The 23,592-nt window shown below is 70.6% G+C and carries 25 protein-coding genes and 1 tRNA gene; 11 read left to right on the forward strand and 15 right to left on the reverse strand.

Features of this window, described 5'->3' with window-relative positions:
* Positions 1-127: 127 nt before the first annotated feature.
* The 3 genes from secG to tpiA all read right to left on the reverse strand — a co-directional run bounded on the left by secG (position 128) and on the right by tpiA (position 2,381).
* Complete coding sequence (secG, locus tag AC6EUL_RS10725; RefSeq protein ID WP_056216835.1) at positions 128-568, reverse strand: preprotein translocase subunit SecG; 441 nt, start codon at positions 566-568, stop codon at positions 128-130.
* 208 nt (positions 569-776) lie between these two features.
* A complete protein-coding gene (locus AC6EUL_RS10730) occupies positions 777-1,535 on the reverse strand; it encodes a GNAT family N-acetyltransferase (protein WP_499870050.1) in 759 nt (252 codons plus the stop codon).
* 81 nt (positions 1,536-1,616) lie between these two features.
* Positions 1,617-2,381: a triose-phosphate isomerase gene (gene tpiA, locus AC6EUL_RS10735; RefSeq protein WP_056216829.1), complete on the reverse strand. Its 765-nt coding sequence runs from the start codon at positions 2,379-2,381 to the stop codon at positions 1,617-1,619.
* 176 nt (positions 2,382-2,557) lie between these two features.
* On the opposite strand from tpiA, the gene AC6EUL_RS10740 reads away from it, so the two are divergent.
* From AC6EUL_RS10740 to AC6EUL_RS10770, 7 genes are all read left to right on the forward strand, one after another.
* The gene (locus AC6EUL_RS10740) at positions 2,558-4,462 is read left to right on the forward strand and encodes a peptidylprolyl isomerase (protein ID WP_499870051.1); all 1,905 of its coding nucleotides are present in this window, start codon (positions 2,558-2,560) and stop codon (positions 4,460-4,462) included.
* Between the two features lie 7 nt (positions 4,463-4,469).
* The gene (gene trpE / locus AC6EUL_RS10745) at positions 4,470-5,993 is read left to right on the forward strand and encodes an anthranilate synthase component I (protein ID WP_499870052.1); all 1,524 of its coding nucleotides are present in this window, start codon (positions 4,470-4,472) and stop codon (positions 5,991-5,993) included.
* Between the two features lie 63 nt (positions 5,994-6,056).
* Positions 6,057-6,671, forward strand: a complete 615-nt coding sequence (locus AC6EUL_RS10750; RefSeq protein ID WP_056216817.1) for an anthranilate synthase component II — start codon at positions 6,057-6,059, stop codon at positions 6,669-6,671.
* Between the two features lie 64 nt (positions 6,672-6,735).
* Entirely contained in the window at positions 6,736-7,761 is a 1,026-nt protein-coding gene (gene trpD / locus AC6EUL_RS10755; RefSeq protein ID WP_056350526.1) for an anthranilate phosphoribosyltransferase, read from the forward strand.
* Between the two features lie 9 nt (positions 7,762-7,770).
* A complete protein-coding gene (gene trpC, locus AC6EUL_RS10760; protein WP_056269917.1) occupies positions 7,771-8,622 on the forward strand; it encodes an indole-3-glycerol phosphate synthase TrpC in 852 nt (283 codons plus the stop codon).
* A 10-nt stretch (positions 8,623-8,632) separates the two neighbouring features.
* The gene (gene moaC, locus AC6EUL_RS10765) at positions 8,633-9,118 is read left to right on the forward strand and encodes a cyclic pyranopterin monophosphate synthase MoaC (protein WP_056216808.1); all 486 of its coding nucleotides are present in this window, start codon (positions 8,633-8,635) and stop codon (positions 9,116-9,118) included.
* A gap of 35 nt (positions 9,119-9,153) precedes the next feature.
* Positions 9,154-10,371 (forward strand): molybdopterin molybdotransferase MoeA, encoded by a 1,218-nt coding sequence (locus tag AC6EUL_RS10770; protein WP_499870053.1) that lies wholly within the window; start codon positions 9,154-9,156, stop codon positions 10,369-10,371.
* 14 nt (positions 10,372-10,385) lie between these two features.
* On the opposite strand, the gene AC6EUL_RS10775 is transcribed toward AC6EUL_RS10770, so the two are convergent.
* The 3 genes from AC6EUL_RS10775 to AC6EUL_RS10785 all read right to left on the reverse strand — a co-directional run bounded on the left by AC6EUL_RS10775 (position 10,386) and on the right by AC6EUL_RS10785 (position 13,126).
* Complete coding sequence (locus tag AC6EUL_RS10775) at positions 10,386-10,520, reverse strand: hypothetical protein (RefSeq protein WP_280138118.1); 135 nt, start codon at positions 10,518-10,520, stop codon at positions 10,386-10,388.
* Positions 10,521-10,591: 71 nt separating this feature from the next.
* Positions 10,592-11,752: a hypothetical protein gene (locus AC6EUL_RS10780; RefSeq protein ID WP_499870054.1), complete on the reverse strand. Its 1,161-nt coding sequence runs from the start codon at positions 11,750-11,752 to the stop codon at positions 10,592-10,594.
* 3 nt (positions 11,753-11,755) lie between these two features.
* Positions 11,756-13,126, reverse strand: coding sequence for an RsmB/NOP family class I SAM-dependent RNA methyltransferase (locus tag AC6EUL_RS10785; protein ID WP_499870055.1), 1,371 nt, complete (start codon positions 13,124-13,126; stop codon positions 11,756-11,758).
* Between the two features lie 83 nt (positions 13,127-13,209).
* Between AC6EUL_RS10785 and AC6EUL_RS10790 the strand changes: the two genes are divergently transcribed.
* Together AC6EUL_RS10790 and AC6EUL_RS10795 are read left to right on the forward strand one after the other, a co-directional pair.
* The gene (locus tag AC6EUL_RS10790) at positions 13,210-13,437 is read left to right on the forward strand and encodes a DUF1674 domain-containing protein (RefSeq protein ID WP_056350532.1); all 228 of its coding nucleotides are present in this window, start codon (positions 13,210-13,212) and stop codon (positions 13,435-13,437) included.
* Positions 13,438-13,613: 176 nt separating this feature from the next.
* Positions 13,614-13,922 (forward strand): cupin domain-containing protein, encoded by a 309-nt coding sequence (locus AC6EUL_RS10795; protein ID WP_056382545.1) that lies wholly within the window; start codon positions 13,614-13,616, stop codon positions 13,920-13,922.
* 117 nt (positions 13,923-14,039) lie between these two features.
* On the opposite strand, the gene AC6EUL_RS10800 is transcribed toward AC6EUL_RS10795, so the two are convergent.
* From AC6EUL_RS10800 to AC6EUL_RS10810, 3 genes are all read right to left on the reverse strand, one after another.
* Positions 14,040-14,570, reverse strand: a complete 531-nt coding sequence (locus tag AC6EUL_RS10800) for a L,D-transpeptidase (RefSeq protein WP_056382547.1) — start codon at positions 14,568-14,570, stop codon at positions 14,040-14,042.
* A 195-nt stretch (positions 14,571-14,765) separates the two neighbouring features.
* Positions 14,766-15,398 (reverse strand): 5,6-dimethylbenzimidazole synthase, encoded by a 633-nt coding sequence (bluB, locus tag AC6EUL_RS10805; protein WP_244472608.1) that lies wholly within the window; start codon positions 15,396-15,398, stop codon positions 14,766-14,768.
* Positions 15,399-15,607: 209 nt separating this feature from the next.
* On the reverse strand, positions 15,608-15,880 hold the full coding sequence (locus AC6EUL_RS10810; protein ID WP_056269930.1) for a DUF6894 family protein: 273 nt from the start codon (positions 15,878-15,880) through the stop codon (positions 15,608-15,610).
* Between the two features lie 425 nt (positions 15,881-16,305).
* Between AC6EUL_RS10810 and AC6EUL_RS10815 the strand changes: the two genes are divergently transcribed.
* Positions 16,306-16,680, forward strand: a complete 375-nt coding sequence (locus tag AC6EUL_RS10815; RefSeq protein WP_056216782.1) for a DUF2794 domain-containing protein — start codon at positions 16,306-16,308, stop codon at positions 16,678-16,680.
* A 104-nt stretch (positions 16,681-16,784) separates the two neighbouring features.
* On the opposite strand, the gene AC6EUL_RS10820 is transcribed toward AC6EUL_RS10815, so the two are convergent.
* From AC6EUL_RS10820 to rpmI, 6 genes are all read right to left on the reverse strand, one after another.
* On the reverse strand, positions 16,785-17,552 hold the full coding sequence (locus AC6EUL_RS10820; protein ID WP_056216778.1) for a Bax inhibitor-1/YccA family protein: 768 nt from the start codon (positions 17,550-17,552) through the stop codon (positions 16,785-16,787).
* 346 nt (positions 17,553-17,898) lie between these two features.
* A complete protein-coding gene (locus AC6EUL_RS10825) occupies positions 17,899-18,741 on the reverse strand; it encodes a DUF1186 domain-containing protein (RefSeq protein WP_499870056.1) in 843 nt (280 codons plus the stop codon).
* Positions 18,742-18,756: 15 nt separating this feature from the next.
* On the reverse strand, positions 18,757-21,180 hold the full coding sequence (pheT, locus tag AC6EUL_RS10830; protein ID WP_499870057.1) for a phenylalanine--tRNA ligase subunit beta: 2,424 nt from the start codon (positions 21,178-21,180) through the stop codon (positions 18,757-18,759).
* A 106-nt stretch (positions 21,181-21,286) separates the two neighbouring features.
* The gene (gene pheS / locus AC6EUL_RS10835) at positions 21,287-22,369 is read right to left on the reverse strand and encodes a phenylalanine--tRNA ligase subunit alpha (RefSeq protein WP_056216769.1); all 1,083 of its coding nucleotides are present in this window, start codon (positions 22,367-22,369) and stop codon (positions 21,287-21,289) included.
* Positions 22,370-22,598: 229 nt separating this feature from the next.
* Positions 22,599-22,970 (reverse strand): 50S ribosomal protein L20, encoded by a 372-nt coding sequence (gene rplT / locus AC6EUL_RS10840; RefSeq protein WP_055955353.1) that lies wholly within the window; start codon positions 22,968-22,970, stop codon positions 22,599-22,601.
* Positions 22,971-23,018: 48 nt separating this feature from the next.
* On the reverse strand, positions 23,019-23,222 hold the full coding sequence (gene rpmI / locus AC6EUL_RS10845) for a 50S ribosomal protein L35 (protein ID WP_018044555.1): 204 nt from the start codon (positions 23,220-23,222) through the stop codon (positions 23,019-23,021).
* A gap of 293 nt (positions 23,223-23,515) precedes the next feature.
* On the opposite strand from rpmI, the gene AC6EUL_RS10850 reads away from it, so the two are divergent.
* Positions 23,516-23,592, forward strand: a tRNA-Asp gene (locus AC6EUL_RS10850).

A 23,592-nucleotide genomic window follows, 5' to 3' on the forward strand; every position in this document is an offset into this window, starting at 1 on the left:
GTCCGAGCACTTGGACGCCGGGTGTCTGGATAACCCCGCGGTTCACCTCGACCCGACCGGGCCCGGCGACCTCGCCGCGGTCACGTCTCGGTCGAAGGCCCCCTCCGTCGGGCCATCGACCGGCCGGTCAGCGCGACTGCGGGGCCTGCGGCACGGCCGGCTGGGCCGGCGCGGTCGCGGGCACCTGCGCCGGGGTGCCGGGCGCCGAAGTCCCACTCGCCGGAGTCCCGGGCTGGGTGCCGCTCTGACCCCGCAGGGTGTCGAGCAGGTTGCCGGCATTCGGCTGAGTCGCGGGCTGGCTGGTCCCGGTTCCTTCCAGGATCGAGCGCGGGGCCGCACTCCGGTGCGACAGGATCGCGAGCGCCATGCTGGTGGTGAAGAACAGGGCGGCGAGGATGGCCGTCGCGCGGGTCAAGGCGTTGGCCTGTCCGCGCCCCGTCATGAAACCCGCCACGCCGCCGCTCCCGCCGCCGCCGAGACCGAGACCGCCCTCGGAGCGCTGGAGAAGGACCACGGCGATGAGGCCGAGGACGACGATGAGATGGATCGAGATCAGAACGGTCTGCATCGGGTTTCCGGAAGCTTCATCATCCGCGCGCCGGTTCCGAGGAGAGACCCGGGCACGAATGCGTTACGGGCCGGTGAGTCCTGGCGCCGCCGACATATCCGCGGGGCCATACACGAGATGGCCCCGCGCGCCAACCGGACCGATGCTCCGGCACCGCGTCGGCCGGCGCGGCAATCCTTCGAACCCCGGAGTTATCGCGGAGGCAGCCCTAGTCCCGGCGGCGGTAGCGATAGCCGTAGAGGCTGCGCGAGAAGCCGAGCCCGGCATAGAGGGCGCGCGCCGGCGCATTCTCGGCGACCACCTGCAGGCAGGCCCCGGTCGCCCCCTCCCGCCGGGCCCAGGCCATCAGGGCCACGATCAGGCTGCGCGCATGGCCCGCCCGGCGATGGGACGGGTGCGTCGCGACGGATTCGAACACGAGGATCCCGCGATGCAGGACGCCGTAGGCGACGGCCACCGTCCGGTCCGCCTCGATCCGCCGCGCGAACATCCGGGGCAGGATCAGACACGCGATCGAGTCGCGGTAGGTCCGCAGGGCGACCTCGGACACCACGCCCTCGCAGGCGGCCCGCGCCGCCAGCCACGCCGCGTCCGGGGCATTGTCGAGGGCGACGCCCTCCGCCCCGTCGCGGTCGTCCGGCGGAAGCTCGGCGAAGAGCGTGCAGGCCTCGCCCTCGGACCGATAGCCGAGACCGTCGAGCAGGACATCCATCTCGGGGACGAGATCCGGGACCCGGACGATCAGCGGGCGACCGAGGTTCCGGTAGAGGCTCTCGGCCTCCGCGACGATGCGGGCGGGATCGTCGCGCCAGCCGCGCAGGGGATTGAGGGAGTTCGTCCGACGGGTCGGACCGCCCGAGGCCCGCAGGATCCAGCCGCCGAGGCCGATCTCCAGCGGCGAGGGGCGGGCGTTGCGGCAGGCCTCCTCGACGGCCCAGGCCCGATCCGCGTCCGATTGCCGGATCATGTCCGCCGACGAACCATGGGCCACTCCCGCCGAAACCCCGGGACCGAATCCGAACGAAATGGGATTTTTTCGGCTCGATCCCTAGCGCAGGTAGGCGCGGGCGATGCCGAGGAAGTCGTCGGCGACTAGGCTGGCGCCGCCGACCAGCGCGCCGTCGACGTTGTCCACCGCCATCAGCTCGCGGGCATTGCTCGGCTTGACCGAGCCGCCATAGAGGATGCGCACCGCCTGGGCCTCGGCGCCGATGAGTTGGCCGAGCATCTCGCGCAGCGAGGCATGGACCTCGGCGATGTCGGCCGGGGTCGGCGTCAGGCCGGTGCCGATCGCCCAGACCGGCTCGTAGGCGATGACCGTGTCCTTGGCGGTGGCTCCCTTCGGCACGCCGATCGCGAGCTGCGCGCGCACGATGTCGAGGGTCCGGCCCTCCTCGCGCTCCTCCTTCGTCTCGCCGACGCAGATGATGCCGCAGAGGCCCGCGCGGCGGGCGGCCAGCGCCTTGGCGTGCACGCCATCGTCGGTCTCGTGGTGGTAGGCCCGGCGCTCGGAATGGCCGACGATGACGTAGGAGGCTCCGAGATCGGCCAGCATCTCCGCCGAGATGCTGCCGGTGAAGGCGCCGTTCGGCTTGGCGTGGAGATTCTGGCCGCCGATGGCGATCGGCGAGCCGTAGGCGGCGGCCACGCAGGAGGCGATCAGCGTGGAGGGCGGGCAGATGAGCACGTCGACCGTGTCGAGCAGGGCGGCGGTCAGGCCGTTGCGGACGGCTTCCACGACGGCGACCGAGCTGCGCAGGCCGTTCATCTTCCAGTTGCCGGCAACCAGCGGCCGTCGCCCCGACTTCGTCATCCCGTCCCTCGCTGCTAAGGCTTCGCTTCGCGGTCGCGCCGGCCCTAACAGAGCCTCAGGATGGGCGCAAACCGCGAACGCCCTTTGCGGTGACAGCACGGATGGTCTATCGCGGGCGACCTTCCCAGGAATGACGGGCGCTTCCGGCGCCCACGCGACGGGTGCCCGGACGTTCGATGCTGCAGAACATGCGCAAGGCCAGCCAGCACTGGCTCGGCAAGATCATCCTCACGGTGGTCTTCACCTTCCTGATCGCCGGCGTGGCGATCTTCGGCGTCGAGGAATTCTTCCGCGCGGGCTCGTCCACCAGCGTGGCCACCGTGGGCCGGGCGCAGATCTCCGCCGAAACGGTGCGCAGCGCCTATCAGAATCAGCTCCAGCGCTACCAGAGCCAGACCCGCCGCACCCTGACGCCCGATCAGGCCCGGGCCCTCGGCATCGACCGCCAGGTGCTCGCGCAGCTCGTCAGCGAAGCCTCCCTCGACCAGCAGACCGCCGCCCTCGGCCTGAGCATCCCCGATGCGGCCGTGCTGCGCGCGATTCAGGAGGAGAAGAGCTTCCAGGGCGCCGACGGCAAGTTCGATCCCGCCCTCTTCTACCAGACGCTTCAGCGCGCCGGCATCAACGAGGCCACCTTCGTGCGCGAGCAGCGCTCGGTCGCCGCCCGCCTGCAGCTCGCCGAGGCGGTCGCGGCCGACCTGCATGTCCCCGAGGCCCTGCGCGAGGCGGTGCACCGCTACACCACCGAGCGCCGTTCGGTCGCTCTGATGATGCTGCCGCCCTCCGTGGCCGGCGAGATCCCGGCGCCCTCCGAGGATGCGGTCAAGGCGTATTACGAGGACAACAAGTTCGCCTTCCGCGCGCCGGAAGCCCGCGCCGTCACCCTGCTGGTCCTCGACCCGCAGGCGATGGCCAAGCCCGAGGCCGTGACCGCCGAGGACATCGCCAAGCGCTACGATTCCGAGAAGGCGCGGTACGGGACGCCGGAGCGTCGCACGATCCAGCAGATCGTGTATCCCGATCAGGCTGCCGCCGAGGCGGCCCGGACGGCGATCGAAGCCGGCGACAAGCCGTTCGAGGCGGCCGCCGCCGAGACCGGCGCCGATGCCAAGAACCTCTCCCTCGGGACGCTCTCCAAGGCGGAGCTGTTCGATCCCGCCGTGGCGGACGCCGCCTTCGCCCTGCCCCTGAACACGGTCAGCGCACCGGTGAAGGGCCGCTTCGGCACCGTCCTCCTGCGCGTCACCGCCATCGAGCCGGGAACGGTGAAACCGCTGGCCGAGGTCTCCGCGGACATCGCCAAGACCATCGCCCTGGAGCGCGCCAACAGCGGCATCGACGCGGCCCACGACGCGATCGAGGACCAGCGTGCCAATTCGAAGCCCCTGGCCGACATCGCCAAGGAGCGCGACCTGCCGCTCCAGACCATTCCGGCCGTCACCGCGCAGGGCCTCGATCCCGCCGGCAGGACCGTCGAGGGCATCCCGGATCGCGACACCACCCTGACCGCCTTGTTCCGGGCCGAGATGGGTGGCGACAACGAGCCCCTGCGCACCAAGACCGGGGGATACATCTGGTACGACGTGACTGGGGTCGACCGCGCCCACGACAAGCCGCTGGATGAGGTGCGCGACGAGGTCGTCGCCCGCTGGCGCGCCGCCGAAGTCCAGAGCCGGCTGCTGGCGAAGGCCAAGGCGCTGTCGGCGCGCCTCGACAAGGGCGAGACCGTCGAGGCCGTCGCCGCGGAAGCGGGCCTGACCGTCCAGAGCCTGACCGACCTGGCCCGCAACCAGTCCCAGGGCGATCTGACGGCCGAGGTTGTCAACCGCGTCTTCGCGACGGCCGTCGACAAGTCGGCTTCCGCAGAGGCCGGCGAGAGCCGCGCCCTGTTCAAGGTCACGGCCGCGACGATGCCGGCCTTCGTTCCCGGCTCGCCGGAGGACGAGGCGATCGGCAAGCGTTTCCAGCCCACCATCGCCGACGATGTCCTGGGTCAGTACATCGGCGACGTGCAGACCTCGGTGGGCGTGACCATCAACCAGGCGGCCTTCCGCCGGGCGATCGGCGGCGGCGAGTACTGAGCCGACGATGTCCGAGGACCCCGCCTTCACGGCCTTCGTCGACGCCTACGAGGCGGGCCGTCCCGCCCTCCTGAACCTCACCCTGGTGGCGGATCTCGAGACGCCCGTCGCCGCCTTCCTGAAGCTGCGGGCCGAGCACCCCGGCACCGCCTTCCTGCTCGAATCCGTCGAGGGGGGCGTCGTGCGCGGACGCTACTCGATGATCGGGCTCGACCCCGACCTGGCCTGGCGCTGCCGCGACGGCCGGGCGGAGATCGCGCGCGGTCCCGACCTGTCGGTGTTCACGCCCGAGGCGGCTGCGCCCCTGGCGAGCCTGCGGACCCTGATCGCCGAGAGCGCGATCGGCGCGGAGGGCGACACGGATGTGCTGCCGCCGATGGCGGCGGGCCTGTTCGGCTACCTCGGCTACGACATGGTCCGGGCCATGGAAGCCCTCGGAGACCCGAACCCCGATCCCCTCGGCGTGCCGGACGCGATCCTCGTGCGACCGCGCGTGATGGTGGTCTTCGACTCGGTGCGCGACCTGATCACCGTGGTCGGCCCGGTGCGCCCGACCGCCGGAATCGGCGCACGCGCCGCCTACGAGGCGACGTTGGGTCGGCTGGAGCGGGTGTCCGAGATCCTCGAAGGCCCCCTCCCCGTCGAGGCCCGTATCGACCCGCACGCGATCGCGCATCCCGAGCCGGTCTCGAACACGACACCCGAAGCGTACCTGGGAATGGTCGCCCGGGCCAAGGAGTACATCGTCGCCGGCGACGTCTTCCAGGTCGTGCTCTCGCAGCGCTTCGAGGCGCCCTTCACCCTGCCAGCCCTCGCCCTCTACCGCTCGCTGCGCCGGACCAACCCGGCCCCGTTCCTGTGCTACCTCGACTTCGAGGATTTCCAGCTCGTCTGCTCGTCGCCCGAGATCCTGGTGCGGGTCCGTGACGGGCGCGTTACCATCCGGCCGATCGCCGGGACGCGCCGGCGCGGCGCGACACCGGCCGAGGACAAGGCGCTGGCCGAGGAACTGCTGGCCGATCCCAAGGAGCGCTCCGAGCACCTCATGCTGCTCGACCTCGGCCGCAACGATGTCGGCCGCGTCGCGGGCATCGGCAGCGTCACGGTCACGGGTTCGTTCTTCCTCGAGTTCTACAGCCAGGTCATGCACATCGTCTCGAACGTCGAGGGCGACCTCGACCCGAAGCACGATGCCCTCGCGGCCCTCGCCGCCGGCTTTCCGGCCGGAACCGTCTCCGGTGCCCCGAAGGTGCGGGCCATGGAGATCATCGACGAACTCGAGCGCGAGAAGCGCGGTCCCTACGGCGGCTGCATCGGCTATTTCGGCGCGCGCGGCGAGATGGACACCTGCATCGTGCTGCGCACCGCCCTGGTGAAGGACGGCCGCATGCACGTCCAGGCCGGTGCCGGCATCGTCTACGATTCCGATCCGGCCTCCGAGCAGCAGGAATGCGTCAACAAGGCCAAGGCCCTGTTCCGCGCGGCCGAGGATGCGGTGGTGTTCGCGAGCCGGGCGCGGCGGGGGCAGTAGCGCCCGGTTGACGGGTCGCCGGACTCGCGCCACACCGCCGTCATGCCTGCGCGCGAAGCTCCGATGTCCGACGTCCTCGTCATCGACAATTACGATTCCTTCACCTGGAATCTCGTCCACCTGATCGGCCCCCTCTGCGGTTCGATCGACGTGGTGCGCAACGACGCCATCACCACGCAGGAGATCCGCGCGCGCCGGCCCGACGCCGTGGTGCTGTCGCCGGGACCCTGTTCGCCGAACGAGGCCGGCATCTGCCTCGACGTGGTCAAGGACCTCTCGACCGAGATCCCGATCTTCGGCGTCTGCCTCGGGCTCCAGGCCATCGGGCAGGCCTTCGGCGGCGACGTGGTCCGTGCCCCGACGCCGATGCACGGCAAGGTCTCCAGCATCCAGCATCGGGCCTCGGGCATCTTCCGGGGGCTGAACGGGCCGTTCGACGCTACCCGCTACCATTCCCTGGTGGTGGAGCGCGGCGGCTGCCCGACCGATCTCACCGTCACGGCCGAGGCCGACGGCCTGATCATGGGCCTTCAGCATGCCCATCGGCCCGTCCACGGCGTGCAGTTCCACCCCGAAAGCATCCTGTCGCATCACGGATCGCAGATCCTGCGGAATTTCCTGGACATCGCGGCCACGTGGAATGCGGCGCGTGACAAGGGCCGCGACGGCGTGCATTGACGGGTTACGTCGCCTGTCTGGAATCAATCCGGTTCTCCGTGCCGGACCGTCACGCCCGAGCCACATGGAATCCTTCAAGCCCCTCCTCGCCAAGGTCGCCACCGGCGCGGGCCTGGACCGTGCCGAGGCGCGGCAGGCCTTCGACGATCTGCTCTCGGGCGAGGTCACGCCGGTTCAGGCCAGCGCCTTCCTGACGGCGCTGAAGGTCCGCGGCGAGGCCCCGGACGAGATCGTCGGTGCCGTCGAGGCCATGCGGGCACGGATGCTGCCGGTGCCCGGCGTCGCGGGCGCCGTCGACGTGGTCGGCACCGGCGGCGACCATTCGGGCAGCTACAACGTTTCGACCCTGGCGGCGATCATCACCGCCGCCTGCGGCGTGCCGGTGGCCAAGCACGGCAACCGGGCCGCCACCTCGCGCTCCGGCGCCGCCGACGTGCTCACGGCCCTCGGCGTGCGCATCGGCCTCGCGCCGGACGAACTGAGCCTGTGCCTCGCCGAGGCAGGCCTGTGCTTCATGTTCGCCCAGACCCACCACGCCGCCATGCGCCACGTGGCTCCGGTGCGGGCCGAACTGCCGATGCGGACGATCTTCAACATGCTGGGCCCGCTGGCGAACCCGGCCGGCGTGCGGCGCCAGCTCTTCGGCGTCTCGTCGCCGGCCTGGGCCGAGCCGCTGACCGGCGTCCTGGCGGAACTCGGCAGCGACCGGGTCTGGACCGTGCACGGCAGCGACGGCCTCGACGAGATCACCGTGACCGGCCCCACCGCCGTGGTGGCGCTGACGGACGGCCGGATCTCGCGCTTCACCATCGATCCGCGCGAGGTCGGCCTGCCGCTCCATGGGCTGGAAGCCCTGCGGGGCGGCGACCCGGAGCACAACGCCGCCGCCCTGGCCGGGGTGCTGGATGGGGCGCGCAACGCCTATCGCGACATCGCCGTCCTCAACGCGGGGGCCGCCCTGGTGGTGGCGGAGGCCGCCGGCACCCTGGCGGAGGGTGTCGTCCGGGCCGGTCAGGCCCTCGACAGCGGCGCCGCGCGTGCCACACTCCGGACGCTGGTCCGTCTCTCGAACCGTCGCTCGAACGCCTGAAAGCCCGTCATGTCCGAGCCCAAATCCGGGTCCGTCCCCGAGACCGCGTCCACCGAGCGCAAGGACGTGCTGGCCCGCATCGAGACCTATAAGCGGCGTGAGATCGCCGAGGCGAAGCTGCGGGTGCCGCAGACCAAGCTCGAGAAGCGCATCGCCGACGTCACGCCGCCGCGGGGCTTCGCCGAGGCCATCGCGGCGCATATCGCGCAGAAGCGCCCGGCCCTGATCGCCGAGGTGAAGAAGGCCTCGCCCTCCAAGGGCCTGATCCGCGCGGACTTCGACCCCGCCGTCCTCGCCGCCGCCTACGAGGCCGGCGGCGCCACCTGCCTCTCGGTGCTCACCGACACGCCCTCGTTCCAGGGCAGGCCCGAATACCTCACCGAGGCGCGCGCCGCCTGCGCCCTTCCGGTCCTGCGCAAGGACTTCCTGTTCGAGCCCTACCAGGTGTTCGAGGCGCGGGCCTGGGGCGCCGACTGCATCCTGGTCATCATGGCCTGCCTCGAGGACGACGAGGCCGCCGCCCTGGTGGAGACCGCGCACGACCTCGGCATGGACGTGCTGGTCGAGGTCCACGACACCGAGGAGTTGGCGCGGGCCCTGCCCCTCGGCACCCGGCTGGTGGGCATCAACAACCGCAACCTGAAGACCTTCGAAGTTTCGTTCGAGACCGCGATCCGCCTCGCCGCGGGCGTGCCGGCCGACCGGATCGCCGTGGCCGAGAGCGGCATCGCGGGCCATGCCGACGTGGTCCGGCTCGCGGCGGCCGGCCTCGACACCATCCTGGTCGGCGAGAGCCTGATGCGCGAGGCCGACGTGACGGCGGCCACCCGGCGCCTGCTGTTCGGCGACGCCCAGGCCTGAGGACGCGACGATGGCCGAACTCACCCACCTCGACGCGTCCGGCGCGGCCAACATGGTCGACGTGTCCGAGAAGGACGCGACCACCCGCACCGCCCGCGCGACCGGGCTCGTGGTCATGCTGCCCGAAACCCTGCGGTTGATCCGCGAGGGCGACGCCAAGAAGGGCGACGTCATCGGCACGGCGCGGCTCGCCGGCATCATGGCCGCGAAGCGCACCCACGAGCTCATCCCCCTCTGCCATCCCCTCCTGCTCTCGAAGGTGCGCGTCGATTGCGAGCCCGACGACGGCCTTCCGGGCCTTCGGGTGACGGCGGAGGTGAAGGTGCTGGGGCCGACCGGCGTCGAGATGGAGGCGCTGACCGCGGTCTCGGTGGCCTGTCTGACCATCTACGACATGGTGAAGGCGGCCGATCGCGGCATGCGGATCGAGGGCATCCGGCTGCTCGCCAAGGATGGCGGTCGTTCCGGGGCCTACCGCGCCGAGGATCGCGCTTGAGCGGCAGGCCTCCGAAACGGACGGGGTCCGCGGGCATGATCCCGGTCGCCGAGGCGCTGTCGCGGGTTCTCGAAGGCATTCCGGGTCCGGTCGAGACGGAGACCGTCGCGATCGGGCAGGCCGCCGGGCGTACGCTGGCGGCGGAGGTGCGGGCCACCCGGACGCAACCGCCCTTCCCCGCCTCGGCCATGGACGGTTACGCGGTCCGCAGCGCCGACCTCGCGGACGCGCCCGCCACCCTGCGGCTCATCGGGATCAGTGCCGCCGGGCACGGTTTCGCCGGTGTGGTGGGACCCGGTGAGGCCGTGCGGATCTTCACCGGTGCGCCGGTGCCGGAGGGGGCCGACGCGATCCTGATCCAGGAGAACGCCGAGGCGACATCCGACTGCGTGACCGGGCGGAATTCCGTGCCCGCGGGCCGCTTCATCCGCCCGAGCGGCCTCGATTTCCGCGTGGACGATCGCCTGCTCGCCGCCGGCGACGCGCTGGATCCGCGCCGCATCGCCCTCGCGGCCGCCGGAGGCCACGGCCAACTCTGCGTCCGGCGGCGCCCACGGGTGGCCATCCTCGCCACGGGGGACGAGTTGGTGGCCCCCGGGCAACCGGCGCGATGGGACCAGATCGTCGCCTCGAACGGGCTGGCCGTCGCGGCCCTGGTTCGGGAGGCGGGCGCGGAGGCCATCGATCTCGGAATCGCCGGCGACACCCTCGCGGCCCTGGACGACGCGATCCTGCGCGCGGTGGCGGCCGACGCGGACCTCCTGATCACGCTGGGCGGGGCCTCGGTCGGCGACCACGACCTCGTGCAATCGGCCCTGCGCAGCCGTGGCCTCGAACTCGGATTCTGGCGCGTCGCGCTGCGGCCCGGCAAACCCCTGATGCACGGGCGCCTCGGCCGGATGGCCGTGCTCGGCCTGCCCGGCAATCCCGTGGCCTCGGTGGTCTGCGGATTGCTGTTCGTGGTTCCGGCGATCCGCGCATTGCTGGGCGATCCGCGGGCGTCGGCGGACCTGTCCGAGCCGGCGATCCTGGGCTGCGACCTGTCCGAGAACGACCTGCGCCAGGATTATCTCCGGTCGCGGATTGAGACGGCGCCCGACCGCCTCCCGGTGGTCTACCCCGAGAACCGCCAGGATTCCTCGATGCTCTTCGTCCTGGGAGCGGCCGAAGCGCTGCTGATCCGCGCGCCCCATGCCCCGGCTGCCAGGGCCGGGGAGCCCTGCCGCATCCTGAGGCTCGACCGGCGCCTCTGACGTCTCGGCTGGACCTAGACGAGGTAGAGCGTGGCGTCGGCGCGGAAGACCCGCGGGCAGTGCGCGGCATCGACCCAGATGCGCGCCTGATCGAGACTGATGCTGCGGGACTCGGCGATGTCCTTCAGGGTCATCCAGCGTGACGACATGATCGGCTCCCTCATGGTTAACGAGGCAACGGCCACGGCGGGGGTTTGTTTCCACCTCGGCGAATGATCGCTCAGCGCAGGTATGTGACGCTGTAGAGGGTCCGGCGCAGGGCCTCCTCGTCGACCCAAACGCGGCCGTTCTCGCAGGCCTCGCGCATGCCGGGTCGCATGCGGGCGCAGTATTCGCCGGTGTTGTCCTGCACCCGATATTGGCAGCGACCGCCGACGTTTCGCCGCCCGATGACCGGACTGGCGTGATCCGCGTGGAGATCCGGGTCCTTGGGATCGCGATCCTCCAGCAGGTACCAGCTGTAGCCGATGGTGGGCACGCGACCGTGGTCCAGGGCGTAATCGATCATCGCCAGGATCCGGCTGATCGCCCGCGGGCTCGGGGGCGTCCCCGAATCCCGCATCTCCACGAACTCGGCCTGATTGGCTGCCAGCCGATAGGACACCGGAAGCAGAGGCACGGGCAGGCCGACCCGTCGGCAGCGTGCGTCCACATGCGCGATCCAGCCCGCATTGAAGGTATCGGTCTGAGGGTGGCGAAGATGGGGGACCGTGCCGGCGAGGCTGCGGAAGCTCATCGGCCGGGGCGCCAGGCGGCTGCGATAGCGCAGGCGATGCAGGGTCGACGCAGCGTAGCGATAGCCGTCGTTGGAGGGCAGATCGCGATCCTCGCAGAGGCCGCCGATGTTGTAGAGGAGCGCGGCCGTATCCTCCTCGCCGCCCTCAATCTTGTCGAAGTAGGGCAGCAGCTTCGGGTTGCCGGCCGGCGACATTTCGGCGGCGTTGCGGCTCCAGGCGATGTCGGCGCGCCAGTTCGGGTGTGCCTTCAGGTGCCGGCGCAGGGCCGGGATGGCCGTCAGGCGCTCGGGATCGGCGAAGTAGTATTTCGTGGCGACATCGAGGGGGGCGATCTGGCGCCCAAGCCGATGCGAAATCATGTCGGCGGTGGCGTAGGCGAAGCAGATCGCGCTCTCGCCCTGATTCAGCGGCATCTCACGCGGCGATGGCGACAATCCGACATCGCGTGTCCCCTCGTGCTCCGCGAAGGGGATGCTGGTCGCCACCGGCGCACAGGCGGGATTGCGCACGTAGGCCGGCTTCGGCGGCAGGATGCGGAGATCCACCTGCGCCCGGGCGGGCATGGCCCCGACGGCGAGCGATCCCAGCAGGAACAGGACCGGTGCCGCTCCGTGACGGGCGCCGCCGAGCCGGAGCGAGCCCATCGCTCAGGTCTTTCGGCGCAGCCGGCTTGCGAAGAAGCCGTCGAGACCGCCGCTTCGATCCGGTGTGGTGCCGTGGAGGTGGGCGGGTAGGGTCCGCAGGTCGCCGGCGGCATCGATCGGCTCCGACAGGCCACCGAGTTCGGAGGCCTCGACGGGGACCCGCTCGAAATCCGGGTTGCGGGTCAGGAAGGTCGCGACCTGATACTCCCCCTCCTCCCGCTCCAGGGAGCAGGTGCAGTAGACGAGGCGTCCGCCGGGGCGTACCAGGGCGGCGGCCTTGTCGAACAGGCGTTTCTGCAGGCCGATCAGGCGACTGATGTCGCTCTCGGTCTTGGTCCAGGCCACGTCGGGGTGCCGCCGCAGGGTACCGGTGGCCGAGCAGGGCGCATCCAGGAGGACGGCATCGAAGGCCCCGTCGTCGGTTAGTGCCAGGGCATCGCCGACCCGGATCTCCGCCTCCAATCCGAGCCGGGCGAAATTCTGCGACAGGCGCTCCAAACGAGGGCTCGACCGGTCCACGGCGAGCACGGACGCCCCCGCAGCGGCGAGCTGTGCGGTCTTGCCGCCGGGGGCGGCACAGAGATCGGCGACCCGCTCGCCGGGGCGGACGGCGAGGAGCCGGGCCGGCAGGGCCGCGGCGGCGTCCTGCACCCACCACTGGCCCTCGGCATAGCCCGGCAGGTCCGCGACGGCGGCGTGGACGTCGTGCAGGCGCACGCTGCCGGTCGGCAGGGCCACGCCGCCGAGGCGTTCCGCCCATTCGGCCGCCGAGCCCCGCACCGTGATGTCGAGGGCCGCGCCCTGGAGATGCGCCGCCGCGATGGCGCGGGCCGTCTCCTCGCCGTAGGCGGCGCGCCAGCGCCGGGCGAGCCAGTCGGGGGTGTTGTCGGCCAGGGGATCGCCGGGATCGGCCACGATCTCGGACCGCTCGCGCACGATCCGGCGCAGGACCGCATTCACGAGGCCGGACAGGTGCTGGAGCTGCGGATCGGCCTTGGCGAGGCGCACGCCGAGGTCGACGGCGGCGTGGTCGGGGACGTTCAGATCGAGGATCTGGACGGCGCCGGTGGCCAGGAGCGCCACGAGGCGTGGCTGGTCCTCGGATAGCCCCTGCGACATGCGGGCGGCGAGCACCCGGCGGAGGAAGCCGAGGCGCCGGAAGGTCGCGGTGGCGATGGCGCGGGCGAGGCCCGCATCGGCGGCGTCGAGGCCTGCGTTCCGGCTGGCCTGCGCCAGGGCATCCTCAAGGGCGAAGCCGCGGGTCTTGCCGATGAGGTCGGCCACCGCGCTGTGCGCGACCTGACGGGCGGCCAGCCCGGCGACGCCGCGATCGATCGGCGCCGTCGGCGCATCCGTGTTGCGGCGTGTCGCCATGAGTGCCACTTCCTGAAGCATGAGCCCGCGCACGGCGGGCCTCCCTTCAATGCCCTTCCACCCGTGACACCGAGATGCAAGCCATGACCAGCCCGGAACCGACGGAAAACGCTGCGGATGAGGCTCCGGTCAAGGGCCGGGCCCTGACGCCGGAGGCGGCGCGGGCGCTGGCGGAGGCGGCGGAGCGGCGGGCGGCGATCGATGCCCATGCCGCCGCGATCGCGGCGAAGCGGGAGCGACAGGGCCGGGGCGGCCTGGAGCCGGTGCGCTACGACGACTGGGAGATCAAGGGTATCGCCGTCGACTTCTAGACCCTGTCGGGTTCATCCCGAACCTGACGGACCCGCGAGGCCCTTCTCGTCGTTCGTCGTTCCGGGATCACCGGTTTCCACTGATCCCTGACAAACTCCGAGGGCGTTTCGTCGCCGGAACGGCGGCGATCCCCTCCCGTTGTTCCGGCCACGGACACACGCCAAGGAGCACGACGATGGCGATCAAGGTTTCGAGCAAGACTGCGGGCGCGGGTCCGCACGGCGAGGTCGCCCTGGCCCGCGGGCAGGTGGTCGCGATGCGGATGTGGCGCGACGAAGCACCCAGCGCCGACAAGCCCATGGCCAAGCGCCCCTACGAGACGGTCGGCTACGTGATCGCCGGCCGGGCGGAGCTGATCGTCGAGGGCGAGACGGTGCTGCTCGAGCCCGGCGATTCCTGGCTGGTGCCGGAGGGCGCCGAGCATACCTACCGTATCCTCGAGGTCTTCACGGCCATCGAAGCGACGGCGCCGCCGGCGCGCTAACAACCCCATGGAAGACCCGCGCGGTCGTTTCGAGGTCGCGCGGGTGTCCAGTCCGAGAGCCCTGTCTTGCCGTTTGTCTTTTCGGGATAACCGGTTTCCCCCGATCCCCAACGAACGCTAGCGGGTGACGTAGACCTGCGTGCCCACCGAGACGCGTTCGTAGAGGTCGGCGATGTCCTGGTTGTACATCCGGATGCAGCCGTAGGACGCGTAGGTGCCGATCGAGCTCGGCCGGTTGGTGCCGTGAATGGCGTACTCGCCGCCGGCCAGGGTCATCGCCGCGACGCCCATCGGGTTGGAGGGCGAGCCGCCGGCGATGACGGCGGGCAGACGGGGGTTGTCGCGCTTGACCTCCCGCGGCGGCGACCAGGCCGGCTCCACGTACTTGCCGTCGATCTGGGTGGCGCCGCTCCACTGCTTGCCGGGCTTGCCGACCGCGACGGGGTAGCGGATCGCCGTACCGTCGCCGTTGACGAGGTAGAGCCGGCGCTCGGTGGTGCGCACGATGATCGAGCCCGGCATCACGCCGTCGTGGAAGGCCACGACCTCCCGGGCCTGGGCGGGTGCCCCCAGGAGCGTTGCACCGAGGGCAGCGCCAAGGACCGCCGCAGCCCCTGCGCGAGGGTGAACCGTGCCGTGCCGAACCATGACCTGTCTCTCCGAAAGCGTGACCGTTTGCCCGAGCATCAAGCGCGCAGGCAGGTTCTCGTTCCGGTAAAACGAAGCAGAGGAGCGCGGACAATACGCAGGATTCCGGCAGCGCGGTAAAGCACGGCCCGCGAAATCCCAACAAAGCTCGCGCTTCGCCTTCGGACTTCCTTGACTCTGTCAGGTCCCGGAGGGTCAGCGCTCGATCAGGGGCATTCCGGTGCCCAGGCGCTGCTGCCAGCCATGGCGTACGAGTTCCGGGTCCTCGTGTTCCTCCACGGGAAAGCCGACGCAGAGATAGGCGACGAGGCTCCAGGTGCAGGGCACCTCCAGGATCTCGCAGACCGTGCCGGGCTCGAGGATGGAGACCCAGCCCACGCCGAGGCCATGGGCCCGGGCGGCGAGCCAGAAGGTCTGGACGGCGGTAACCACGGAGTAGCGCAGCATCTCCGGCATGGTCGCGCGCCCAAGGCCATGCCCGGTGGCGGTGGCCTCGTCGCAGAACACCGCGAGATGGACCGGGGCCTCGCGCAGGCCGGCGAGCTTCAGGCGGACATAGGCTTCCCGCTGCTCGGCCGCGTAGGCCTCGGCGGCGGCGGCGTTGCAGCGCTCGAAGCTGGCGAGCACCCGGGCCCGGCGCGCCGGCTCCGCGACCCGCACGAAGCGCCAGGGCTGGCTGTTGCCGACGGACGGACTGAAGCACGCGAGATCGAGGCAGCCGCGCAGCAGCGCCTCGTCCACCGGATCGGTTCGGAACCGGCGCACGTCGCGGCGCCAGGCGAACAGGGTCGCGAGCGTCTGGCGAAACTCGGCATCGAAGCTGACCAAGACCCGTCCCCGGCGGTAAATTCACCCCTTCATAGACGGAGTTTCTCCGCGCGGCAGAGTTTTCGCGCAAGTTCTGTCACGCAAGATCTGTCGGGCGAGATCTTCCACACGAGACCTGCCGCATGAGACCTGCCGGGATCCGACGCTCCGGCCGCCTCCTCGGCACCGGCGCCAGGGCGACGAAGCCGCCGCCGGCCGGCATCCGGCCCTCACGGCGTAGGCTCGTCCGGCCGCTCCCCAGGGCTCACCCACGAGCCCGAAAAGGTCAGGGTCGCGGTGTAGACCGCCGCGCTGTCCGTGTTGCGAACGACGACCTTGAAGGCCTGGGCATCGGCCCCGCGCTGGGGGATCGCGTCCCGCGCGATCTCCGGCAAGGCGCGCATCGCTTCGCGGCGGACATGGTCGGCGTCGACGCAATCCTGGCCGATCGGATCCGGGACGAACGCGCGGCCGTCGTGAATGTCGAAATAATAGCGCGCCACTCGGGTGCCTCGCTGTCCTCGCCTCGGCTACTTTGTGGAGAAGTGCCTCGCAGGATCGCGGGTTCTGTCGGGTAGATCACCGAGGGACGGGCCCGCGCCGGCATCCGTTCCGCGGGCGCGGGCCAAAAAAAGGGCCGCGCTCCGAAGAGGCGGCCTGAAGTCCTTGGGTCTCGAAACCTCTGGAGTGCCGGTCCCGCCGAATCGGGCGCCGTCCGAAGAGCTGGGGAGCCGTGGAGATCGGACGCCGCGCCGGAACGGGATCGACGAAGTTTCGGCCACAGGTGTTACTCTCCATCAAGGCCGACGCTGGGCCTCATGGCGGCGAAATCGTGGTGATGTGTGTCCGTGCCGAGCGGGAGTCGCCGCCCTTGCCGCGAGGAGGGCCCAGCACCATCATGAGGGACCAGTCCGGGACAGGAGTGACGATGAGCGAGAGAACCGGTGCCGATTCGCGATCGCCCGAGGCCGCCGCCCGGGTCATCCCCTTCCCGACCGCGCCGGTGCAGCCCCAGATCGCCTTCGACCGCGCCGAACTGCGCGTTCTCTTCAACCTCTACGGACGGATGGTGTCGCAGGGCGAGTGGCGCGACTACGCCCTCGATTTCCGGCGCGACAAGGCGGTGTTCTCGATCTACCGGCGCAGCTCCGAGATGCCCCTCTACCGGGTCGAGAAGGACCCCAAGCTCGCCCGGCGCCAGGGCGCCTACGCCGTGGTGGCGGCCTCTGGCCTCGTGATGAAGCGCGGCACCGACCTCGCCCGCGTCCTGGCCGTCCTGGAGCCACCGCTGCGGGCGGTGTGATCGCGCCCGCGTGGCGACCGGGCCCCGGCACTTAGCCCGTGAAAAAGGCCCCGGCGGTGTCCCGCCGGGGCCTTTTCGTCACGCCTCCGAGAGACCGGGTTCGCTCAGCGACGGTCGCCGAGGAGCGAGAGCAGCATCTGGAACATGTTGATGAAGTCCAGGTACAGGGTCAGGGCGCCGTTCACCGACAGCTTGGCCGCACCCTCGGCATCGGCGCCGCTGTAGAGGAACATCTCCTTGAGCTTCTGCGTGTCGTAGGCGGTGAGGCCCGCAAAGATCAGCACGCCGATCACCGAGATCGCGAACTGAAGCGCCGAAGAGGCGAGGAAGATGTTCACCAGCGAGGCGATGATGAGGCCGATCAGGCCCATGATCAGGAACGAGCCCATGCCCGACAGGCTGCGCTTGGTGCTGTAGCCGTAGAGGCTGAGACCGCCGAAGGTCGCCGCCGTGATGAAGAACACCCGCACAACGCTCGCGCCCGTGAAGACGAGCAGGAGCGAGGACATCGAGGCGCCCATCACCGCCGCGAAGGCGAAGAAGGTCAGGCGCGCCGAGGCCGCGGACATCCGTTCCATCCGCATCGAGAAGATGAAGATGAAGGCGAGCGGCGCCAGCATGACGACCCACTTCAGCGGGCTGGTGTAGAGCAGCTGGCCGAACGGCGTCAGGGCGACGCGGCCGGTCGCCGTCTGCGCGACGGCGGCCATGTTGAGGCCGAGCGCCACGAGACCGGAGATCCCGAGGCCGATGACCATGTTGTTGTAGACGCCGAGCATGAAGGTCCGCAGGCCCTGGTCGATCTCGACCTGGCTGCCGGCGTACCCGGTCGGCTGGGCGCCATACCGGAAGGGGCTGTTATCGAATGCCATGGGAGTTTCCCTTGGAAGCTCTCTCAGCGTGTGATTTCGGAATGAGGCTCACGCACAGGACCTCTTGGCGCCAAGCGACGCCTCAGGGCGAAATATGTTCGGTCACGCTGCCCCGCACAAGGGCCGGCCCAGGCTGAAACGCCGGAATCGCACCGAGCTATGCTGGTATTTTGTTCGGTTCGGCAGGGATTAAAAAGGGGCCTGACCATGCGAGCATTGCGCGAGCCCGGGATTAACCAAGGTGGATTTCCGGGTTCCGTTCGCGCACCGGACCGGACCGCGGCGGCGCGTCCGCGTGGTCGCGGGGCACCCGGCGGAGCGGCGCCATTTGCCCCGCGAGCCCCCGTCAGGCGACGGCCTTGTCGAGGCAGCATTTCTTGAACTTCTTGCCGCTGCCGCAGGGGCACGGGTCGTTGCGGCCGACATGCTTCAGGGGATTGCGCACCGGCTGGCCGAAGCCCTCCGCCGTCCAGGCGAGGTCCGCCAGGGGGTCTTCGAGGGGGCCGAAGCGCAGGGGATCGAAGCGGCCGAGGTCGTCGCCCTCCGCCTCCGCCTCGCGCAGGGCCCTGGGGAACCAGGTCGGATCGCTGTTCGACTCGGTGAGCCGCCCGTCCCGGCGGGCGGCGAGGACGCGCCCCCCCAGGTCGCGCAGGCCCAGAAGGGCGATCGCCTCCTCCCAGCCGGCCCAGGCGAGGTCGCCCTCGACGGCGGCCCGCTTGTTGTCGAAGCGGACCAGGAGGTCGTGGGTTTCCTGTGGCGGGATGCGGCCGGTCTGGGTCAGGTAGGCCAGGGCGGCGAAGGCCTCGTTCCGCACGGCGTCGTCGACGGTGCTGTCGACCAGCAGGGCGCCGAGGGGAGCCGCGTCCCCGTCGAAGACGCTGACAAGGATCCGGGTCAGGGTCGTCGTCACCGCGTCGCCGAGGAGGATGTCGAGGGTCTCGCCGTCCAGGGCCAGCAGCCGGATCAGCGGCCGGTAGACCCGGCTGTCCCGGGCCGCGGCGAGGACGTGCAGGCCCCAGAACAGGAGGTCGGCCTCGGCCTCCTCCAGGTCCGGCTCCCGGGCGGCCCGATCGAGGACCGCGAGCACCGCGTCGGCGATGCGATCCGGCTCCGCGAGGGCCGCGCGCATCTCGGGCGCCGGGAGGTACTTGGCGGCCGAGAGGGCGGCGACGAGGTCCGCATCGAGCATGGGTGGTCTCTCCTGTCAGGAGCGAAGGGTCGCCCCGGTCTTGCGCGCGACCTCGGCGACGATCCGGGCGCTGACGGCCTCGATCTCCGCATCGGTGAGGGTTCGGTCCACCGGCTGAAGGCGGACCGCGATCGCCACCGACTTCGCGCCCTCCGGAATGCCGACGCCCTCGTAGAGGTCGAACACGTCGATGCCGGCGATGAGCTTGCGCTCGGCGGCCTGCGCGGCCTTGACCACGTCCCCGGCCGCCACGTCGCGGCCGACCACGAAGGCGAAGTCGCGGGAGATCGGCTGGAAGTCCGACAGGGCCAGCGCCGGCTTGACCTTGGTGGGACGGTATTTCGGCAGGGGCACCGCGTCGAGGGTGATCTCGAAGGCGACGAGCTGGCCCTTGAGGTCGAGGGCCTTCATCACGCGGGGATGGACCTCGCCGAAGAACCCGACCGGGTTCTTGGGGCCGAACTGCAGGGTACCGGAACGGCCGGGATGCAGCCAGTCCGGGCTGCCGGCCACGACCTGCAGGCCGCCGGTGGGAATGCCGAAGGCGGCGAGCAGGGCCAGGGCGTCGGCCTTGGCGTCGAAGGCATCGACGCCGTCGGTGCGTCCGTCCCAGTGCCGGCCCGCGCCCGCCTGGGTGGCGGTGCCGCGGCGGATGGCAGCGGCCCGGATGGTCTGCCCCTCCGGCTGATCGGTGGCGAAGCACTGGCCGACCTCGAACAGGGCGACGTCCGGGCTGCCGCGGTCGGCGTTGCGCTGGGCGGCGCGCAGCAGGCCGGGCACGAGGCTCGGGCGCATGTCGGAGAGATCGGCCGCGATCGGGTTGGCCAGGGCGAGGTCGGCGCCCCCGCCGCCGAACAGGACCGCGTCGTCGTGCGGAATGAACGACCAGGTCACGGCCTCGACGAGGCCGCGGCTGGCCAGCGCCCGCTTGGCGAGGCGCGTGCGCTTCTGCAACACGGTCAGCACCGGCTTGCCCACCGCCGCCTCGATGCGCGGCAGGGGCTTGGGCTCGATGCGGTCGAGGCCGGCGATGCGGATGATCTCCTCGACGAGATCGGCCTTGCCCTCGACGTCCGGCCGCCAGGAGGGGGTGAGCACCTTCACCCGGTCGCCCGAGCCGGCGACGTGGAAGCCGAGGGCCTCCAGCGTGACCTTCATCTCGGCTCGGGAGAGCTCGATCCCGGCGAGACGCCGGGTCTCGGTCCAGGGGAAGTCGATGACGCGCTCGGTCTGGGGCGGCTCGCCCATGATCACGGGCTGGCTCGGGCTGCCGCCGCAGATCTCCAGGACGAGGCGGGTGGCGAGGTCGAGGCCCGGCAGGGTGAAGGCCGGATCGACGCCGCGCTCGAAGCGGTAGCGGGCGTCGGTGATGATTCCGAGGCGGCGGCCGGACTGGGCGATGTTCACCGGGTCCCACAGGGCCGATTCGATGAGCACGTCGGTGGTCCCGTCGTCGCAGCCCGAGGCCTCGCCGCCGATGATGCCGCCGATGGACTCGACGCCCTTGTCGTCGGCGATGACGACGGTGTCGCCGGTCAGCGCGTAGGTCTTGCCGTCGAGGGCCTTCAGGGTCTCGCCGTCGCGGGCGCGGCGGACCACGAGGCCGCCCGCCACCTTGGCGGCGTCGAAGACGTGGAGGGGCCGGCCGCGGTCGAAGGTCAGGTAGTTGGTGATGTCCACGAGCGCGTTGATCGGGCGCAGGCCGAGCGCTCGCAGGCGCGCCTGCATCCAGTCCGGCGAGGGGCCGTTCTTGACGCCGCGCACGAGGCGCAGGGTGAAGTAGGGGCAGAGGCCCGCATCGGGCGCCGCGAAATCGAGGGTGACGGGCACCGGGCAGGCGCCCTCCCCGCGCACCGGCGGCTGGGGCGGGCGCTTGAGATCGCCGAGGCCGGTCGCCGCGAGGTCGCGGGCGATGCCGTGGATGGCGGTGCAGTCGGGCCGGTTCGGGGTGAGGTTGATCTCCACCACCGGGTCGTCGAGCTTGGCGTAAAGGGCGTAGGGCTGGCCCGTGGGCGCATCCGCGGGCAGGTCGAGGATGCCGCTGGCCTCGTCGCCGAGGCCGAGCTCGGCGCCCGAGCACAGCATGCCGAGGCTCTCGACACCCCGGATGGTGCCCACCGCCAGGGTCTTGTCGAGTCCGGGCACGTAGGTGCCCGGGGGGGCGAACACCGTCTTCATCCCGGCGCGGGCGTTGGGCGCGCCGCACACCACCTGCACGGGCTGTCCGGTGCCGGCCTCCACCGTGCAGACGCGCAGGCGGTCCGCGTTCGGGTGCGGCTCGGCGGTGAGCACGTGGGCGATCACGAAAGACTTCAGGCTGGCGGCCTTGTCCTCGATGCCTTCGACCTCGAGCCCGATCCGCGTCAGGGTCTCGGCCACGGTGTCGAGGGACGCCTCGGTGTCGAGGTGATCCTTGAGCCAGGAGAGGGTGAGTTTCATCGCTTGAATCCCCTGGCGTCCGAGGCTCCCAGGTGGGCGGGATGCCGGCGCCGAACAGGAAAGAAAAGGTCTCGTCCGGCCGGGGCCGGCGCGCGAAAGCCGGGGATCAGCCCGTCAGCCCGGCCACCAGGCTCGGGATGTCGAGGGGCCGGAAGCCGTAATGATCGAGCCAGCGCACGTCCGCCTCGAAGAAGGGGCGCAGGTCCGGCATCCCGTACTTCAGCATCGCGATCCGGTCGATGCCGACGCCGAAGGCGAAGCCCTGGACGCTGTCGGGATCGAGGCCGCAATTGCGCAGCACGTTGGGGTGGACCATGCCGCAGCCGAGGATCTCGAGCCAGTCCGTGCCCTCGCCGAAACGGATCTCGCCGCCCTTGCGCGAGCACTGGATGTCCACCTCCGCGGAGGGCTCGGTGAAGGGGAAGAACGACGGGCGGAAGCGCATCTTCACCGCCTCGACCTCGAAGAAGGTGCGGCAGAACTCCTCCAGCACCCATTTCAGGTTGGCGATGTTGGCCGCCTTGTCGATCACCAGCCCCTCGACCTGATGGAACATCGGCGTGTGGGTCTGGTCGGAATCGTGCCGATAGGTCCGGCCCGGGCAGATCACCCGGATCGGCGGCTGCTGCGACCGCATGGTCCGGATCTGCACCGGCGAGGTGTGGGTGCGCAGGACCTTGCGCTGGCCGTTGCGGTCGGGGGCCAGGAAGAAGGTGTCGTGCATCTCTCGCGCCGGGTGGCCGGGCGGGAAGTTGAGGGCGGTGAAGTTGTAGTCGTCGGTCTCGATGTCGGGCCCTTCCGCCACCGAGAAGCCCATGTCGGCGAAGATCGCCGTGATCTCGTCCATGACCTGGCTGATCGGGTGGACGCGGCCGCGCACCTCCGGCGCCTCGCGCACCGGCAGGGTCACGTCGATGCGCTCGGCCGCGAGGCGAGCGGCGAGGGCCGCTTCCGCCAGGGCGTCCCGCCGGGCCGTGAGCGCGCCCTGCACCCGGTCGCGCAGGCCGTTGATGAGGGGGCCGCGCGCCTTGCGCTCGTCGGGGGTCATCGCCCCGAGGGTCTTCAGGAGTTCGGAGACCGACCCCTTCTTGCCGAGCGCCGCGACGCGCACGGCGTCGAGGGCGGCCTCGTCGGCGGCGTCCGCGACCTGACGGAGCAGGTCGCCTTCGAGGGTGTCGAGATCGGTCATCGGTTCCACTCACCGGCTGCGGCGCCGCCCCTCGCGGGACCGGGCGGGCTCGATCGGCATCGGGGCGAGGGTTTTCCCGGTCCCCGGCCGCAACGCAAGCGGCAGGGGACCGAAAACCCCGGATCGTCGGGCACAAAGACGAAAGGCGCGGCTCCCCGGGGGCGCCGCGCCTTTCGTGAAGAAGAGCGCCCGGCTTGGGCGAGCCGGGCTCGCCTCAGGCGGCCTTAACTCAAGCGGCCTTGGCTGCCGGGAGGGCGGCCTTGGCCAGCTCGACCACGGCGGCGAAGGAGGCGGGCTCGTGGATGGCGAGCTCCGAGAGGGCCTTGCGGTCCACCTCGATGCCGGACTTCGACAGGCCGTTGATGAAACGCGAATAGGTCAGGCCATGCTCACGGACCGCGGCGTTGAGGCGCTGGATCCAGAGGGCGCGGAACGTGCGCTTCTTGTTCTTCCGATCGCGGTAGGCATACTGCATGCCCTTCTCAACCGCCTGCTTGGCGATCCGGATCGTGTTCTTGCGGCGGCCGTAATAACCACGGGCGGCCTTGAGGACTTTCTTGTGCTTCGCGTGACTGGTCACGCCGCGCTTGACGCGGGCCATGGGAGTTCTCCTGGATTACGAAAAAAGCAGTGTCGGCGTCGTGAAGGCTTACCGGCTGTTGGGCAGGAAGTACTTCTTCACGTTGGCAGCATCGCCCTCGAACAGGGTGGTGGTGCCGCGCAGGTTGCGGATCTGCTTCGTCGTCCGCTTGATCATCCCGTGGCGCTTGCCGGCCTGGGCATACATGACCTTGCCGGTGCCGGTGATCTTGAAGCGCTTCTTCGCGCCCGACTTGGTTTTCAGCTTGGGCATTTGGCTCTCCTGAACGCGCAGCGGCTCCGATCCGGCTGGATCGAAGAGATGCGCTCGGTTGATGCTTCTGATGGAGCAGCACGAACCGCCACGGCAGCCCGATCGGCCGGGCGGTTCAACGCGAGGGGGCTATGACAGAAAAGCGACGCGGTTTCAATGCCGCCTCTCGGGGCTCCATCGCGCGACCGAGGCGGGATCGGAAATTCCCGGCCGAATGCGCTCGGGGATTGCTTGACAGCCCCGGGCGCTGAACCTACACCCCCGACACCGCCGGAAACGGGGCGGGACGTCAAGCGGGCGTAGCTCAGTCGGTTAGAGTGCCGGCCTGTCACGCCGGAGGTCGCGGGTTCGAGTCCCGTCGCCCGCGCCA

This window comes from Methylobacterium sp. 001424705, assembly GCF_059816145.1.